Origin of the sequence: Asanoa sp. WMMD1127, assembly GCF_029626225.1 — a bacterium.
Taxonomy (GTDB): domain Bacteria; phylum Actinomycetota; class Actinomycetes; order Mycobacteriales; family Micromonosporaceae; genus Asanoa.
Genome location: NZ_JARUBP010000001.1, coordinates 6117145 through 6132917 on the forward strand (window position 1 = coordinate 6117145; position 15773 = coordinate 6132917).

At 72.6% G+C, this 15773-nt stretch carries 14 protein-coding genes; 4 read left to right on the plus strand and 10 right to left on the minus strand.

The features are described 5' to 3' along the window. Window positions 1-138 precede the first annotated feature (138 nt). The 8 genes from O7635_RS29155 to O7635_RS29190 form a co-directional block, all read right to left on the minus strand. Window positions 139-504: a hypothetical protein gene (locus O7635_RS29155; protein WP_278083693.1), complete on the minus strand. Its 366-nt coding sequence runs from the start codon at window positions 502-504 to the stop codon at window positions 139-141. A gap of 87 nt (window positions 505-591) precedes the next feature. Continuing rightward, a complete protein-coding gene (locus tag O7635_RS29160; protein ID WP_278083694.1) occupies window positions 592-2430 on the minus strand; it encodes a xylan 1,4-beta-xylosidase in 1839 nt (612 codons plus the stop codon). Further along, window positions 2427-3965, minus strand: a complete 1539-nt coding sequence (locus tag O7635_RS29165) for a glucoamylase family protein (protein WP_278083695.1) — start codon at window positions 3963-3965, stop codon at window positions 2427-2429. Before O7635_RS29165 ends, O7635_RS29160 begins: the two co-directional genes overlap by 4 nt. Window positions 3966-3973: 8 nt before the next feature. Continuing rightward, window positions 3974-4825 (minus strand): carbohydrate ABC transporter permease, encoded by an 852-nt coding sequence (locus O7635_RS29170; RefSeq protein ID WP_278083696.1) that lies wholly within the window; start codon window positions 4823-4825, stop codon window positions 3974-3976. After that, window positions 4822-5766, minus strand: coding sequence for a sugar ABC transporter permease (locus tag O7635_RS29175; RefSeq protein ID WP_278083697.1), 945 nt, complete (start codon window positions 5764-5766; stop codon window positions 4822-4824). The genes O7635_RS29170 and O7635_RS29175 overlap by 4 nt, the downstream gene beginning before the upstream one ends. Before the next feature lie 16 nt (window positions 5767-5782). After that, a complete protein-coding gene (locus tag O7635_RS29180; RefSeq protein WP_278083698.1) occupies window positions 5783-7045 on the minus strand; it encodes a sugar ABC transporter substrate-binding protein in 1263 nt (420 codons plus the stop codon). After that, entirely contained in the window at window positions 7042-8088 is a 1047-nt protein-coding gene (locus O7635_RS29185) for a LacI family DNA-binding transcriptional regulator (RefSeq protein ID WP_278085594.1), read from the minus strand. Before O7635_RS29185 ends, O7635_RS29180 begins: the two co-directional genes overlap by 4 nt. A 94-nt stretch (window positions 8089-8182) precedes the next feature. Next, window positions 8183-9103 (minus strand): endonuclease/exonuclease/phosphatase family protein, encoded by a 921-nt coding sequence (locus O7635_RS29190; RefSeq protein ID WP_278083699.1) that lies wholly within the window; start codon window positions 9101-9103, stop codon window positions 8183-8185. 118 nt (window positions 9104-9221) lie between these two features. Between O7635_RS29190 and O7635_RS29195 the strand changes: the two genes are divergently transcribed. Genes O7635_RS29195 through O7635_RS29210 form a run of 4 tightly spaced genes read left to right on the plus strand, consistent with a single transcriptional unit; the run spans window position 9222 to window position 14009 of the window. Beyond that, a complete protein-coding gene (locus O7635_RS29195; RefSeq protein ID WP_278083700.1) occupies window positions 9222-10043 on the plus strand; it encodes an ABC transporter ATP-binding protein in 822 nt (273 codons plus the stop codon). Continuing rightward, window positions 10040-11020: an iron-siderophore ABC transporter substrate-binding protein gene (locus O7635_RS29200; RefSeq protein ID WP_278083701.1), complete on the plus strand. Its 981-nt coding sequence runs from the start codon at window positions 10040-10042 to the stop codon at window positions 11018-11020. The genes O7635_RS29195 and O7635_RS29200 overlap by 4 nt, the downstream gene beginning before the upstream one ends. After that, the gene (locus tag O7635_RS29205) at window positions 11020-13128 is read left to right on the plus strand and encodes an iron ABC transporter permease (RefSeq protein ID WP_278083702.1); all 2109 of its coding nucleotides are present in this window, start codon (window positions 11020-11022) and stop codon (window positions 13126-13128) included. The genes O7635_RS29200 and O7635_RS29205 overlap by 1 nt, the downstream gene beginning before the upstream one ends. Then, the gene (locus O7635_RS29210) at window positions 13125-14009 is read left to right on the plus strand and encodes a siderophore-interacting protein (RefSeq protein ID WP_278083703.1); all 885 of its coding nucleotides are present in this window, start codon (window positions 13125-13127) and stop codon (window positions 14007-14009) included. The genes O7635_RS29205 and O7635_RS29210 overlap by 4 nt, the downstream gene beginning before the upstream one ends. A 46-nt stretch (window positions 14010-14055) precedes the next feature. Here the strand turns inward: O7635_RS29210 and O7635_RS29215 are convergent, their stop codons facing one another. Next, a complete protein-coding gene (locus tag O7635_RS29215; protein WP_278083704.1) occupies window positions 14056-14976 on the minus strand; it encodes an NAD-dependent epimerase/dehydratase family protein in 921 nt (306 codons plus the stop codon). Window positions 14977-15101: 125 nt separating this feature from the next. After that, window positions 15102-15662, minus strand: coding sequence for an AAA family ATPase (locus O7635_RS29220; RefSeq protein ID WP_278083705.1), 561 nt, complete (start codon window positions 15660-15662; stop codon window positions 15102-15104). Between the last annotated feature and the right edge of the window lie 111 nt (window positions 15663-15773).

Genomic DNA, 15773 nt, shown 5'->3' on the forward strand with positions numbered 1-15773 from the left:
CGCTCCGGCGGGCCCAGACGACGACCGACCGCACGTGGGGAGGGGCCGGATACGACACCGGTATCCGACCCCTCCCCACGCACGCCCGGACGCCGTCTGGACCTCGCCGGAGCACCACCCTGATCCACCGGATCGGCCTTAGGACGCGTCCGCGATCGCCGTGAGGAGCTCGGCGCCCGCGCGCATGCGGGCGGCGGCGTCCGAGCGGCCGGCCAGCTCGTAGTGGGCGGCGGCGGCCAGTCGGTCCGCGGCCTCGGCGCGGACGATGCGCTGGACCTCCGCGCCGTCCAGCGGGCGGCGGGCCACCTCGGCCGCGCCCACGCCCGGCACCCCGAGCGGCTCGGTGCCGAACCGGTCCGGGCCGGCGTCGACCGCTTCGGCGTTGTCGATCGCGGCGATCGCGGACCGCAGCGCGCCGGCGGCCACGGCGTCACGGGCCCGGAGAGCGTCACGCAGCGTACGGCGCAGCCGGTCGCGCAACCCGCACGGTTCGGTCGGAGGCACGGCGGTAACGCTAAGCCACGGGACCCCGTTGTGCCATAAGCCGAGCGAGGGCCGGGGCAACACTGCCCCGGCCCCCGCGACACCGCGTCAGCGGAGCTCGACCACCTCGACGTACGCGATGGCCGGGTTCGGCAGGTCCACCGTCACCTCGACCACGCCGCCGGCCGCGGCGACGGTGGTCGCCGGCCCCGACTCCGGCAGCCGGTCCTCGGCCGCCAGCGTCGACCACTGGTCGTCGGTCGGCCAGTCGCCGCCGCCCATCGACTGCCATCGCGCCGCGACGTTGCCGTGCGCCGCGTCGACCCGCCACTGGCGCACCTCGTAGCGGGCGCCCGGCAGGCCCTCGAACCGCACCGTGACGCAGCGGTCGAGCGCCTTGTCGCCGTCGCGCTTGGCGTGGTCGAGCGTGCCGTTCCAGACCAGCGCGCCCACCGTGCCGTCGGCGTGGCGGGCCGTCCACGTCTCGACCAGGCTGCTGGCCCCGTCGCCGGCGATCCGGGCCGGGATCGCCGTGTCGCCGAGGCGCTGCGCCAGCCACAGGGCCCAGAATTTCGGCTTGGCCAGGTTGCCGACCGTGAGCAGCCCGAAGCCGCCGTGCAGGAAGCGCGGCGGCCGGCCCAGCTCCTCGAAGTGGTCCGAGGCGACCCACGGCGCGAGCGACTCGATCCGCCCGGCCGCCGAGCGCATCCCGCGCAGCAGGAACGTGGCGGCGAAGACCGTGTCGTTGATCTCGTTGCCGTGGGTCGCGGTCACGCCCCACTCGGTCCACCACAGCGGCAGGTCGGCCCGGATGCCGCGCAGGTCGAGCGGCGGGCTGCCGTAGATGTGGGTCGACAGGAAGTCGACCGGCGCGTCCACGGCGAGCTGCTCGGAGATCCACCCGACCGCCGCGGTCGCCGGCCCACCGACCCGCAGGCCCGGGTCGACGTCCTTGACGGCCCGGGCGGTGACCTCGTAGAGCCGCCAGTACTCGGCCGGCGTGCCCGACCAGAACACCGACAGGTTCGCCTCGTTCCACACCTCGAACGCCCACCGGTCGCGCACCTCGGCCAGGCCGTAGCGCTCCACCAGATGGGCCACGAGGGAACGAACGAGATCGGCCCACCGGTCCCAGTCCTTCGGCGGCGAGATGATCCCGCGGTACGTGAAAACGGTGCGCGCAGGATCACTGGCGAGATCGCGGGGCATGAAACCCAGCTCCACGATCGGCCGCATGCCCAGCTCGCGCACCGTGTCGTAGACCCGGTCGACGCCGGCCCAGTCGTGCACCGGCTCGCCGTCGACCTCGCGGTAGACGCCGAGGTCGTCGCAGAGAATCCCGTGCGCCCGGACCGTCTCGACGCCGAGCTCGCCGTGCACCCGGGCCAGCGCCGCCCGCAGCTCCGGCCCGATCTCCCGGCCGCCGGTGCGATCGGTCTCGAGCAGGTGCGACAGGTGCTCGGAGCCCACCATGAACCGCCACGGCCGGTGCAGCGGTCCGTCGTCGCCGGCGGCGTCGACGGTCAGCAGCAACGGCGTCACGGTGTCGGACGGGCCGAACGCGGCGCCCCGCACCGGCGGACACAGTGGACCCATCGCGGTCACGGTGGCCAGCGGGGCGACCGCGTACCAGTATTCGCGTTCCGGCTCGACGGTGGTGTCCGCGTAGGGGCCGTGCGGCACGGCGAGGACGTCGCCCCCGCCGTGGTCGACGACGGCGAAGGGACCCGTGGCGCTGGTGGCGCGGTGCACGGCGTACCCGATGGCGCCCTCGACCGGATCCCAGCGGAGGGTGACCTGGCCGCGGCCCCCGACCGCGACGAGCCCCGTCGGCGCGGGCAGGTCGGCCGTGTCGGGCTCACCCGGAGCGCGGTCCTGCGCCCCGCCGCTGCCCATCATCGCGACCCACTGTGCCCGCGCCTGCGCGGCGATGTCGCCGACCGTCATGCGCCCGCTCCCCGCAGCTGGGGCAGGTCCTGGTCGGCCGGCACGTTGAACGTCTCCTGCCCGATCAGCGGCCGGATCCGCTGCTCGAACCGCTTGTCGACGAACGCGCGCCGGATCACGTCGTGGGACAGCTCGTTGCCGAGCGCGCCCATGATCATCGCCTGGTCGAGCGACAGGTAGCGCTTGGCCACGGTGCCGCTGCCGACCGCGACCGCGTCGTAGAAGCCACCCGGCCCGTACGAGTCGAAGTCGGCCTTCAGGCGCGCCAGGTTGTCGACGACCGGACCCTTGGCGTACGGCAGCGCGAGGAACGCCGCGTGCGGTGTCACCACGCCGTTGCCGTAGTCGGGCGCCGGACCGGCCGGGCGGCAGTCACCGAAGCCGGCGTCGTACTTGGAGGCCTCCACATCGGAGGGATAACCGTCGGTGTCCATGCCCATCGCGTCGACGCCGTAGACCCCGTAACCGCCGTTGGGGTTGCTGGCGGGGGAGAAGCCCCAGTAGCCGTAGCCGGCGTCGTGGAGGCCGTGCTCGATCTGGCCGGCGACGGTCGCCTTGTGGTTGCGGCCCCAGCTGTTGGGCGCCCAGCGCTCCTCGGGCACGAAGAGGTCGGGCATCAGCGCCTCGAACATGTCGCCGCCCCAGCTCGGCACGAACTGGATGCCGCGGTAGCGGTACGCGCCCTCGTAGACCGGCACGCCCAGGTAGCTGGTGTCGAACCCGACCGGCTGCATCTCGTGCCAGCTCCAGTCACAGGTGGCCGGCAGTGTCCGCATGGTGTTGTAGTAGGCCTCGGCCGGGATCTGGCCCGCGCCGATGCCGAGGTAGGTCGCGATCCGCGGCTCGGTCACCGTGATGTCGTAGTGGTTGCAGGTGAACCAGACGCCGTCGCGCTGCTGGGAGCAGCCGGGCGGCGCCTCGTCCCAGAAACCGCCCGCGATCAGCCCGCTGGCGCCGAACGGCGTGGTGGCCGCGGGGTTGTAGTAGAACCCGAAGTCCATCGTGGACAGGATCCGGTCGGCCTTGCCGCGCAGCTCCGGCACTGCGCCCTTGACCACCCGCAGCGCCGCGGCCAGCCAGCCGTTGTCGACGCTGGACATGAACGGATAGACGGTGCTGCCGTCGTCGGGCCAGACCCGGACGACCGAGCCGTCCCGCGGGTCGTACCAGTTGTAGTACATGCCGGACGCCTCGTGGTGGTCCAGGCGCGACAGCGTGTCGAGCGTCTTCCCGATCCGCTCGCGGGCCTCCTTGCGGGAGATGAACCCGAGGTCGCGGGCGACCACCGCCGACCACATGTAGCCGCCGATGTTGGTCGGCGAGGTGTAGGTCGAGGGGGTCTTCAGGTCACCGGTGATGTTGTCGGCCACCAGCCCGGTGCGCGGGTCGGTCATGGCGACCATGGACCGCCAGGTGTCCTTCGCGTAGGCGGTCAGGGCTCGGTCGGCTCCGCGCGTGTCCGGCGCCGCGACGGCGGCCGAGCCGCCGACGAACACCAGCGCGAGCGCGACGACAGGGGCGAGGATGCGTCGCATGAGTCTCCTTACTTGAGTCCGGTGGTCGCGATACCGCGCATGAAGTGCCGCTGGAGGAGCAGGAACACGATCAGCACCGGCAGGACGACCACGACCGCGCCGGCCAGCAGCAGGCCGAAGTCGGTGCGGTTCTGCCCGATGCTGTAGAGCGCCAGGGCGACCGGCAGCGTGTACTTGTCCTCCGTGCTGGCGACCACGAGGGGCCAGAGGAAGTTGTTCCAGGACGCGAGGAACGTCAGGATCCCGAGTGTGGCCAGCGCCGGCCGGCACAGCGGCAGCACCACCCGCCAGAAGATCCGGAACTCGCCGGCGCCGTCGACCCGGGCGGCCTCGATGAGGTCGTCGGGGATCGACTGGAGGAACTGGCGCATCAGGAACACGCCGAACGGGCCGACGAGGAACGGCAGGATCAGGCCCGCGTACGTGTTGGTCAGGCCCATGTTGCTGACCAGCACGAACTGCGGGACGAACGTCACCATGCCGGGCACCATCAGCATGCCGAGCACGGCCAGGAACAGCACCCGCTTGCCGGGGTAGCGCAGCTTGGCCAGCGCGTACCCGACCAGCGAGCAGAACAGCAGGTTGCCCGCCGTCACCGCGAGCGCGACGAAGGCGGAGTTGAAGAAGAACAGCGGGAAGTCGAGGCGAGAGAACAGCTCGCGGAAGTTGTCGAGCGTCCACACGTCCGGCAGCCAGGTCGGCGGGACCGAACGGATCTCGCCCTCGGGCTTGAGCGACGAGAGCGCCATCCACAGGAACGGGCCGACCACGACCAGCATCCCGACGCTCAGGATCGCATAGAGCACCGCCTTGGCGACGCGGTCGCGGCCGCGTACCGCCCGATTGTCGACTGTGGTCATTTGCGCTCTCCCAGCAGGCGGAACTGGAGCACCGACAGCGCCACGATCGCCACGAACAGCACGTAGCTGGCGGCGGCCGCGTAGCCGTAGTTGCCGAACCCGAACTGGTTGTAGATGTGGTAGCTCACAGACAGGGTCGACGAGAGCGGTCCGCCCTGGGTCATCACGAACGGCTCCTCGAAGAACTGGAGGTAGCCGATGCCGGTGACCACGCCGCCGAAGAGCAGCGTCGGGCGCAGCAGGGGCAGCGTGACGTTGCGGAACTGCTGCCACCGGCTCGCGCCGTCGAGCGTGGCCGCCTCGTAGAGGTCGCCCGGGATGGCCTGCAGGCCGGCCAGGAAGATCACCATGAGGAAGCCGAAGTTGCGCCAGGCCGCCATCAGGATCAGCGAGGGCAGCGCCAGCTTGGTGTCGAACAGCCAGCTCGGCCCGTCGATGCCGACGACCCGCAGCAGGTTGTTGACCAGGCCCACCTCGGGGTCGAGCAGGAACCGCCAGACCACCGCGACGGCCACGATGCTGGTGACCACCGGCAGGTAGAAGCCGACGCGGAACAGCGCCCGGAACCGGATCAGGCCCGAGTTGAGCGCCGTGGCGGCGGCCAGCGCCAGCACGATGGTCAGCGGCACGCCGATCACCACGAACACGAGCGTGTTGACCGCCGACCGCAGGAACAGGTCGTCGCCGAACAGCCGGGTGTAGTTGTCGAGACCGATGAAGTTGACGGCGAACGGGTTGCGCAGGTCGGTCGAGCGCAGGTCGGTGAAGCTCATCACCAGCGACACGACCACCGGCACGAGCATGAAGACCAGGAACAGCACGGTGTACGGCGCGGAGAAGGCCCAGCCGGTCAGCGCCCGCCGCAGGCGCTGCCGCCGCCGGATCGACCCGGCGGGCCGGTCGGGGGTGTCCCCGGCCGGCCGCGCCGGTGCCGTCGCCACGGGGGCGCTCGTCACCTCAGGCCCCGGTTCCGATGGCGCTGGCCTTGTCCTGGATGGCCTTGGCGGCCGCCGCCGGGTCCACATTCGACTTGCAGAGCTTCTCGACCTCGAGGTCGAACGAGGCCGCGATCTGCTCCCAGGTCGGGATCGCCGGCGGCGCCTTGGCGTCCTCGAGCTGCTTGCCGAACACCGCCAGGTACGGGTCGCTGGAGAGCGTGCTGTCGTCCCAGGCCGACTGCACGGCCGGCAGGTCCTTGACGGCCTGGTACCACTTGACCTGGACGTCGGGCTTGCTCAGCCACTGCACGAACTTCCATCCGGCGTCCCGGTTCTTGGCGTCCTTGAACACCGCCAGGTTGCTGCCGCCGATGAACGAGGTGGCCGACTTCTTCATCGGCATCTGCGCGACGGCGAACTTCTCGCTGAAGCCCGCGCCGCCCTTCTCCTCGAGCAGGCCGATGTGCCACGGCCCGGAGATGAACGCGCCGATCTTGCCGCTGACGAAGTCCGGCTCCAGCGCGCCCTCGGGCAGGTCGGTGCCCGACAGCCCCTCCTTGAAGAACGACTGGTAGTAGGCCAGCGCCTCGGTCATCTCGGGGGAGTCGAAGGAGAGCTTGTCCTCGGTGAGGCCCTCGGCGCCGTTGGACCAGGCGAACGGCATCACGGACTGCCAACTGCCGGTCTTGCCGGGCTGCAGGTGGAAGCCCTCGCGGACCCCCTTGTCCTTCATGCCCTTGGCCATCGCCTTCAGGTCGTCCCACGTCTTCGGGCCGTCCGGGAAGCCGGCCTGCGCGGCCAGGTCCTTGCGGTAGAAGATGCCGCGGGTCTCCACGTACCAGGGCACGCCGTAGGAGGTGCCGTCGACCATCGTGGTGTCCCAGGCGCCCGGGAAGAAGTCGTCCTTCTTGATCAGGTCCGGCGGGGTGGGGTCGAGCGCGCCGGTCTTGGCGAACTCGCCCTGCCAGGTCGTGCCGATCATCGACACGTCCGGGGTCTGCTTGGCCGCGATCGCGCTGGCGATCTTCTGGTGCGCCGCGTCCCACGGCACCGCGGTCACGTTGACCTTGGCGTCCGGGTTCTCGGTCATGAACTCCTTGGCGAACTCGCCGAGCTTCTCGCCCTCGGTGCCCATCGCCCAGACCGTGATCTCGCCGCTGGCCTTGCCTTCGGCCACGGACTGGGCCTCGTCGTTGCCGCCGCCCGAGTCGCGACCACAGGCCGTCAGGGCCACCGTGGCGGCCAGTGCGACCGCTGCGGCCGCGAACCTGCTCCTTCTCATGCCGTACCTCCGAGGGGATCGGTGTTTTCCACGGGGTGTGCGCCGCAGCTGCGCCGGACGACGAGCTGCGTAGGTAGGACCCGGCGCCGCGGGGTGGCGCGCTCCGGGCCCGCGTTGCGTTCGCCGATGCGCTGGTCGAGCCAGCGCGCCGCGGTGGCGCCCAGCTCACGCATCGGCTGCGAGACGGTGGTCAGGCCGGCGAACCGGGCAGCGAGCACGTCGTCCCATCCGGTCACGGCCAGGTCATCGGGTACGGAGCGGCCGGCGGCCTCGGCGGCCAGGTGCACACCGAGGGCGACCTCGTCGTTGGCGCAGACCACGGCGTCCGGCGGGTCGGCCATCAGCGCGGCGCCGACCCGCTCGCCCGCTTCGACGTCGTAGGAGCACGGGCGGCACTCCGGCCGGGGCAGGCCGCAGGCCCGCAGGGCCTTGGCCAGGCCGGCGTAGCGGCCCGCCATGTCGGGCGCGGCCTCGGGGTCGCCGACGAACACCATCCGCCGGTGCCCGTGCGCGACGAGGTGGTCGGCGAGTGCGGTGGCGGTGCGCTCGTTGCGGGTGCGGATCGTGTCGATCCCGTCGACCGGAGGCCGGGCCAGCAGCACCAGCGGCACGCCGGTGGCCGCGATCGCCCGCACGGTGTCGTCGCCGACCGTGTTGCCCATGACGGCCAGCCCGTCGACCCGGCCGGCCAGGTCGAGCACCGCTGCCTCGGCGTCGCGCCGGCCGTGCGTCGTCAGGATCAGCACGCTGCGGCCCAGCTCGGAGGCGGCTTCCTCGTAGCCGAGGACGACCTCGGCGTAGTAGGGACCGGTCAGGTCGGGGAAGACGATGCCGTTGGCCGCGTGCCGGCCCTCGGCCAGCGACCGGCCCAGCTGGTTGGGCGTGTAGTTGAGCGCTTCGACGGCGGCGCGCACCCGGGCGCGGGTCGCCTCGGTGACGAGATCCGAGTCGCGCAGGGCGCGCGAGACGGTGGCTATCGACACGCCGGCGTGCCGGGCCACTTCGTAGATCGTCGCAGCCTTCGACTTTGAAAGCGCTTTCATCGCCACGGCGCCGAAGCTACCCGTGGTGAACGTTCACAAAACTTCGCGTTCGCTATGTGCGCCTAGCGACAAATCAGGCAAGGTGCACGGTAGCTCAGCTGAAACTGAAGCCCGCCAGCACGGCCCGGTGGTCGGTCGCGGGCGTGCGCACCACAGTGGACATCGTGGCGGTGAGGCCCCGATAGAAGATCTGGTCGGGGCGGATGACCGGCAGGCTGGCGGGCCAGGTGGCGCCCGGGCCGCGGCCGGCGTCGGCCTGCGCGTCGCGGACGAGGTCGCGCAGCGGGGCCATCACCCGGTCGGTGACGGCGGTGTTGAGGTCGCCGAGCACCACGAGCCGGTCGGCCGGGTCGGCGGCCACCGCGTCGGCCAGCGCGCGCAGCGAACGGTCGCGGGTGGCGGTCACGCCGGGGCGGGCCGAGCCGAGGTGCACGGCGTACACGGTGAGCCGGCCCTGTGGCGTCTCGACCACCGCGCGCAGCGCGCGCTCCCACCCCAGTGCCGTGTCGACCGGCGCGTAGTCGACGATCGGGTAGCGGCTCCACAGCTCCACCGTGGACACCCGCACGTGGTGCGCGTAGCGCGCGGCCATGGTGTCGGCGGTCGGCTCCCGCAGGCCCTCGGCCACCTCGACGAGCGCGACCAGGTCGGCCTCGGTGTCGGCCACCGCGCCGGCCGTGGCCGCCGGGTCGGGGTTGGCGGCGTTGACGTTCTGGCTGGCCACCCGCAGCTGGGTGGCGGCCGGGTCGCCCTTGGGCAGCCAGGCGCCGCCGAACATGAGCCCCCAGACCAGCAGGGGCGCGAGCACGGCCGCGACGGCCAGCTTGGTGCGGGCGACCACGGCGCCGAGGACGAGCACGGGCACCGCGAGCAGCAGCAGGGGCGCGGCGGTGTCGAGCGCGCTGCCGAACCCGGCCACGTTGGGCACCGACCGGTGGAAGGCGAGCGCGGCCGTCACGACGACCGCGAGCAGGACCATTACGGCGGTGACGAGTCGGCGGCGCAGGGAGAGCACCGCATGACGTTACCCGGCGCGGTCACGCCGCGTCGGCGCTTGTGCACCGTGTCGTCACGGCGAGTGTGCACGCTGGAGGTTAGGTTGACCTGAGCAGAAGATAGGCTAGCCTAACCCCGTGTCTGAGGGGGAACTTCGCGGCGCGTCACTCGACCTCGCCTACCACGGTGAGCCGGTCGTCCACGGCGCGTCGATCACGCTGCGTCCGGGCCAGGTGACCGCGCTGGTCGGGCCGAACGGCAGCGGCAAGTCGACGCTGCTGCGCGCCCTGGCCCGGCTGCACAAACCGGTCAATGGCGACGTGCTGCTCGGCGACGAGTCCGCGCTGGCGCTGTCGCCGCGCGACTTCGCCCGCCGGGTCACGCTGCTCGCCCAGAGCCGCCCGGTGCCCGCGGGTGTGAGCGTCCACGACGTCGTCGGCTACGGCCGCCACCCGTACCGGGGCCGTTGGCGCGCCGACGACCCGGACGGGCCACGGGCGATCGCCTGGGCGATGGAGGTCACCGGCGTGACCGGCATGGCCGACCGTGCCGTCGACGAGCTGTCCGGCGGCGAGCGGCAGCGGGTCTGGCTGGCCACCTGTCTCGCCCAGGACACCGGCGTGCTGCTGCTCGACGAGCCGACCACGTTCCTCGACCTGCGCTACCAGGTGGAGATCCTCGACCTGGTCCGCGACCTGGCCGACGACCACGGCGTGGCGGTCGGCGTCGTGCTGCACGACCTCGACCAGGCCGCTGCCGTCGCCGACCAGGTCGTGCTGCTCTCCGGCGGGCGCGTCGTCGGCGCCGGCGACCCGCGGGACGTGTTCACCGAGCCGGCGCTGACGGACACCTACGGCATTCCGGTCGAGGTCCTCGTGGACCCGGAGACCGGCCACCTCTCCACCCGACCCGTCGGCCGGCACCACAGCCGGTCGCGCACCGAAAGAGAAACCGTATGAAGCGATATTCCCTGCTCGCCCTCGCCGCGGTCGCGGCCCTGGCGGTCGGCGCCTGCGGCACCACCGAGGAGGCCGGCGCGCCCGCGGCCGGCGCCACGTCCGAGGCCGCGGCCGGTCCGGTCACCGTCAAGGACGGCCGGGGCAAGGAGATCACGCTGCCCAAGCCGGCGACCCGCGTCGTCAGCCTCGAGTGGGGCGAGACCGAGATCCTCACCAGCCTCGGTGTGACCCCGGTCGGCAGCGCCGACAACAAGGGCTACGCCGTCTGGAACACCGCCGCGCCGCTCGACCCGTCGGTCAAGGACGTCGGCACCCGCGGCGAGCCCAGCGTCGACTCGGTCGTCGCCCTGCAGCCCGACCTGGTCGTCATGGAGGCCGAGCGGGGCGCGCCGATCGTCGCCCAGCTCGAGAAGTACGTGCCGGTGCTGGTCACCATCGGCAGCGACGCCAAGCGCAACCTCGACCGGCTGCGCGAGGACGTCACGATGATCGCCACCGCGGTCGGCAAGCAGACCGAGGGCGAGAAGCTGCTCTCCGACCTCGACGCCCGCATCGCCTCCGCCAAGACCGAGCTCGGCGCGGCCACCGGCAAGCAGTTCGCGATGGCCGACGGCTGGAAGGAAGGCAGCACCGTCTCCATCCGGATGTTCGGCCAGGGCGCGCTCGTCTCCGACCTCGCTACCGCGATCGGGCTGCAGAACGCCTGGACCGCGGCCGGCGATCCACAGTGGGGACTCGGCCAGACCGACGTCGAGGGCATGAAGGCGCTCGACGGCAAGGACCTGCGGTTCTTCTACAACGCCTCGGACGGCGTCGACGTGTTCGCCGACGGCCTGAAGGGCAACGCCATCTGGGACAACCTCCAGTTCGTCAAGGACGGCAAGGTCACCAAGCTGCCCAACGGCATCTGGACCTTCGGCGGGCCGAAGTCGTGCATCCAGTGGATCGACGCGGTCGTCGCGGCGTACAAGGCCTGATGAGCCTCTCCACAGTGGAGTCGGCGGCGCCGGCGGAGACGCCGGTCGCCGCCGCGCTCCCGGCGCCGAAGCGGGTGCGGGTGGCGGCGGCCTTCGTGGTCGCCGTCGCCCTCGCCGCGCTGCTGGCGCTGGTGCACCTCACCCAGGGCACCTCGGCGGTCGGCGCGACGGATCTCGTCAAGCTGCTCTTCGGCGCCGGCGACACCGGTGCGGCCGACGTGCTTCTGGCGTCCCGCCTGCCCCGGCTGCTCGCCGCCGTGGTGATCGGGCTGGCGCTCGGCGTGGCCGGCGCCGGCCTGCAGTCGCTGGCCCGCAACCCGCTCGCCGCACCGGACACCCTCGCCGTCAACGGCGGCGCCTACCTCGCCGTCGTCGCGGTGTCCGCGTTCGGGGTCAGCCTCGGCGTGCTGCCCTCGGGCGGCATCGCGTTCGTCGGCGGCCTGCTCGCCGCCGGCCTCGTGCTGGCCCTCTCGTCGGGCGGCCGGTCCGGCCCGACCCGGCTGATCCTCGCCGGCACCGCGGTCGCGCTCGCCCTCAACTCGCTGACCATGCTGCTCCTGCTGCTGTTCGAGCAGAACACCATCGGCCTCTACGCGTGGGGCAACGGCTCGCTGGTGCAGAGCGACCTGCAGGCCGTCACCCGCCTGGCGCCCGTCGTCGCGCTCGGCGTGGCCGGCCTGCTGGTGGCCGCCCGCCGCCTCGACATCCTCATGCTCGGCGACGACCCGGCCACCTCGCTCGGCGTCGACGTGCGACGCACGCGGGTCGTCGTGGTGGTGCTGACCGTGCTGCTCGCCGCGGCCGCGGTCACCCTCGTCGGCCCCGTCGGCTTCGTCGGCCTGTGCGCGCCGGTCATCGTCCGGCTGCTGGCCCGGGTCGTGCCCGGCGTCCAGCGGCACCTGGTGCTGCTGCCGCTCTCGGGCATCGTCGGCCTGCTCGTCGTCGTCGGCTCCGACGTGCTGCTGCGCGCCGTGGTCGGCGCCCAGGCCGGCGTCGAGGTGCCGACCGGCGTCGTCACCTCCATCTTCGGCGCGGCGTTGCTGGTCTGGCTGGCCCGCCGGCACCGCGACGCGGGCAGCACTCCACAGTCGACCTCGGGCCGCATGCGCTCCCGCGCCGCCTTCCTCGTCGTGCTGACCCTGAGCGCGGTGCTGACGGTGGCCGCGGTCGTGCTCGGCATGCTGGCCGGCGACACCTGGGTGCTGCTCGGCGACGTGGTGAACTGGCTGTCCGACAAGACCGGGCCGGCGTACACCTTCGTGCTGGACCAGCGCTATCCCCGTGTGTTCGCGGCGCTGCTGGCCGGGGCGGCGCTGGCCGTGGCCGGCACCACCGTGCAGGCCGTCTGCCGCAACCCGCTGGCCGAGCCGGGCCTGCTCGGCATCTCCGCCGGCGCGGGCGTCGGCGCCGTCATCCTCATCTCGATCGCGCCGCTGGCCTCGGTGTGGCTGATGTCGGGCGTGGCCGGCGCGGGCGCGCTGGTGGCCTTCGCGATCGTCTACGGGCTGTCCTGGCGGGGCGGCCTGAGCTCCGACCGGCTCGTGCTCGTCGGCGTCGGCATGCAGACGGGCCTGTTCGCGTTGATCACGATGATCATCATCGCTACCGACCCGTGGAACACCGGCAAGGCGCTGACCTGGCTGTCCGGCTCCACCTACGGCCGCACGGCCGGCCAGGTCGTGCCGGTCCTGGTGGCACTGGCGATCACGGTGCCCCTCCTGGCGTACGCCCGGCGTGATCTGGATCTGCTCGCGCTCGACGAGGACACGCCGCGAGTGCTCGGGGTGCGGCTCGAACGCACGCGCATGATCGCCCTGGTCGCCGCCGCGCTGCTCACCTCGACCGCGGTGTCGGCCGTCGGCGTGATCAGCTTCGTCGGCCTCGTCGCGCCGCACGCGGCCCGGGCCCTGGTCGGCGGCCGGCACGCCCGGGTGCTGCCGGTGGCCGCGCTGCTCGGCGCGCTGATGGTCAGCGTCGCCGACACCCTCGGCCGCACCGTGATCGCGCCGGCCCAGATCCCCGCCGGGCTGGTGACGGCGCTGATCGGCACGCCCTACTTCATCTGGTTGCTGTGGCGGTCGCGTACCGCGTCTGGAGGCATGTCATGACCGCTTACCGCTTCTTCGACGTGACCGTCGGGTCGGTGCGGCGGTTGAGCCCGTCGTTCGTCCGCGTCACGTTCGTCGGCGACTGCCTCAAGTCCTTCGCCGACAACGGGTACGACCAGCGCATCAAGCTGTGCCTCCCGGTGCCGGAGCACGGCTTCGCCCACCTGCCCCTGCACGAGGACTGGTGGTCGCAGTGGCGGGCGCTGCCGGACGAGCACCGCAACCCGATCCGCACCTACACGGCGGCGGCCGTCCGGCCCGACGCGGGCGAGGTCGACGTCGACATGGTCCTGCACGGCGACGGCGGGCCGGCCTCCACCTGGGCGCTGGCGGCGGCGGTCGGCGACCAGCTGGTGCTGATGGGCCCCAACGCCGACCACGACGGTGACCACGGCGGCCTCGAGTTCCGCCCGCCGGCCGGGGCGCGGCTGCTGATCGCCGGCGACGAGACCGCGGTGCCGGCCATGGCGGCGATCCTGGCCCGCCTGCCGCAGGACGCCCGCGGCGAGGTGGTGCTGGAGGTGCCGTTCGCCGACGACGTGGTGCCGTTGGCGGCGCCGGAAGGCATGCGGGTGTCGTGGGTGTCGCGGGACGGGGAGCACGACTACGGGGCCCGGCTGGTGGCCGCGGTCCGGCACGTCGTGGCCGGGGCCCGCACCCCGGTGCCGGCCGGAGTGCGGGCGCAGGTCGACTATCTCGAGCCCGACGGTGACATCTGGGAGGTGCCGGAGGACGGCGCCGCGGGTGACCGTTACGCGTGGCTGGCGGGGGAGTCAGCGGCGATCACGACGCTGCGCCGGCACCTCGTCAAGGAGCTGGGCTGGGACCGGAAGTCGGTGGCCTTCATGGGCTACTGGCGCCTGGGGCGCGCGGAGTCCTGACCCTTGTCGCGGCGGCCGCCGGGAGACCCCGGCGGCCGCCGCCGCCTCACCCGCCGAGCAGGCGGCGCTCGTCCTCGGCCGAGAGCGGTTCGCGACCGTTGCGCGGGCCCCGGTCGCCGGCCAGCACGGCGTCGATCGTCTCGGCGACCGGTCGGGTCGTCAGCCCGGCCGCGCGGGCGCGGCTGCCGTCGACCAGATTCGCCGCCCGCCACCGCGGGTCGCCGATCCACAGCGGCACGCCCATCCAGGGATCCACGCCGGCCGCCAGAAGGTCCATCGTGGACACCCACCGGATCTCGTGGTCGCCGCCGGTGGCCGCGCGGCAGGCGGCGAGCAGGTCGGCCATCGGCATCGGCGACCCGACCACGTTGTGCGCGCCGTCCGCCGTGGCGCCGACGAGGAACGCGGCCAGGTCGCGCACGTCGACGAACTGGGCGGGATCGGCCGGGTCGCCGGGCGCGAGCACCGGACCCGGCCGCCGGAACCGGCGGGGCCAGTAGGCGAACCGGTCGGTCCAGTCGTGCGGACCGACGATGAGGCCGGGGCGGGCGATCAGCGCACGGTCGCCGTAGCAGTGCTGGACGACCTGCTCGCAGGCCGCTTTCCGGCCACCGTAGGAGTCGTCGTCGAGCACCGCGGCGCCTTCGACGGGGGGAACGCTCTGGTCGGCGTAGACGGAGACCGACGAGACGAACACGTAGCGGTCGACGCTGTCGCGCAGCGCGTCGGCCGAGATGGCGACGACGCCGGGGCCGTAACCGGCGCAGTCGACTACGAGATCGAACCGCCGACCCGCGAGCGCGTCGACGTCGACGGTTCGGTCGCCGATGACGGTTTCCAGCTGCGGATAGAGACCCGGGGCGGACTGCCCGCGGTTGAACAGGGTGACCTCGACGCCGAGCGCGAGGGCGTGGTCGACGACGGCACGACCGACGAAGCGGGTGCCGCCAAGCACCAACAGACGCATGGTGGGAAGAATCCTTCTCAGGCAGTGATGGTCAGGGCATGCGAAAAGAGGCTCTGCACCCGCATGGCCTCACCCCGACGACTCACTGCCCGCCCCTCACCCGGAGGCGGCGCTCGCGGGTCAGCTTAGCGCGGCACCCGCAGCCGGTCGAACGCCTTCGGGCTCTCGAGGCTGTCGAGCGCGGCGGCGATCGCCTTCGCGCAGTCGGCGGGGCTGGTGTCCGTCGTGTCGACGGTGAGGTCGGGGTCGCCGTGGGCGTAGACGGCGGTCTGCGAGCGGGCGAGCCCCACCGGCCGGTCGCCCCGCTCCCGTTCACGGCGCTCGAGCACGTCGGGGGAGCAGCGGACGTCGACGAGCGTCACGTCGTAGCCGTCGAGGGTCGCCAGCAGGTCGGCCAGGCGCCACGGCTCGCTGAGCGGATAGTCCATGATCACGTCGTTGCCCGCGGACGCGAGCGCGGCGACCGCGCGGTGGTAGCCGAGCCGGGTCCGGCGGAGCATCACGTCGATCTCGGCGTCGTCGAGGACGCGGGTGTGCACCGTGGAGCGCATGGCGCCGATGGCATCGGCCGGCACGAAGAACCACGGATCGGGCAGCAGCGGCAGCAACGCCCGACCGACGCTGGTCTTGCCTGAGCTGGACGTGCCGTTGAGCAGAATGACCCGACCAAGCCGCGATGACGTCACGCGGGCACCCTAACGACCGGTCGGTCAGGCCGTCGGTGAGGTCCGACAAATACGCCTACGTCCCCGACGCTGAGGGCAACCGGTCCGGTCAAGCGCCGAAACCGGCACCTC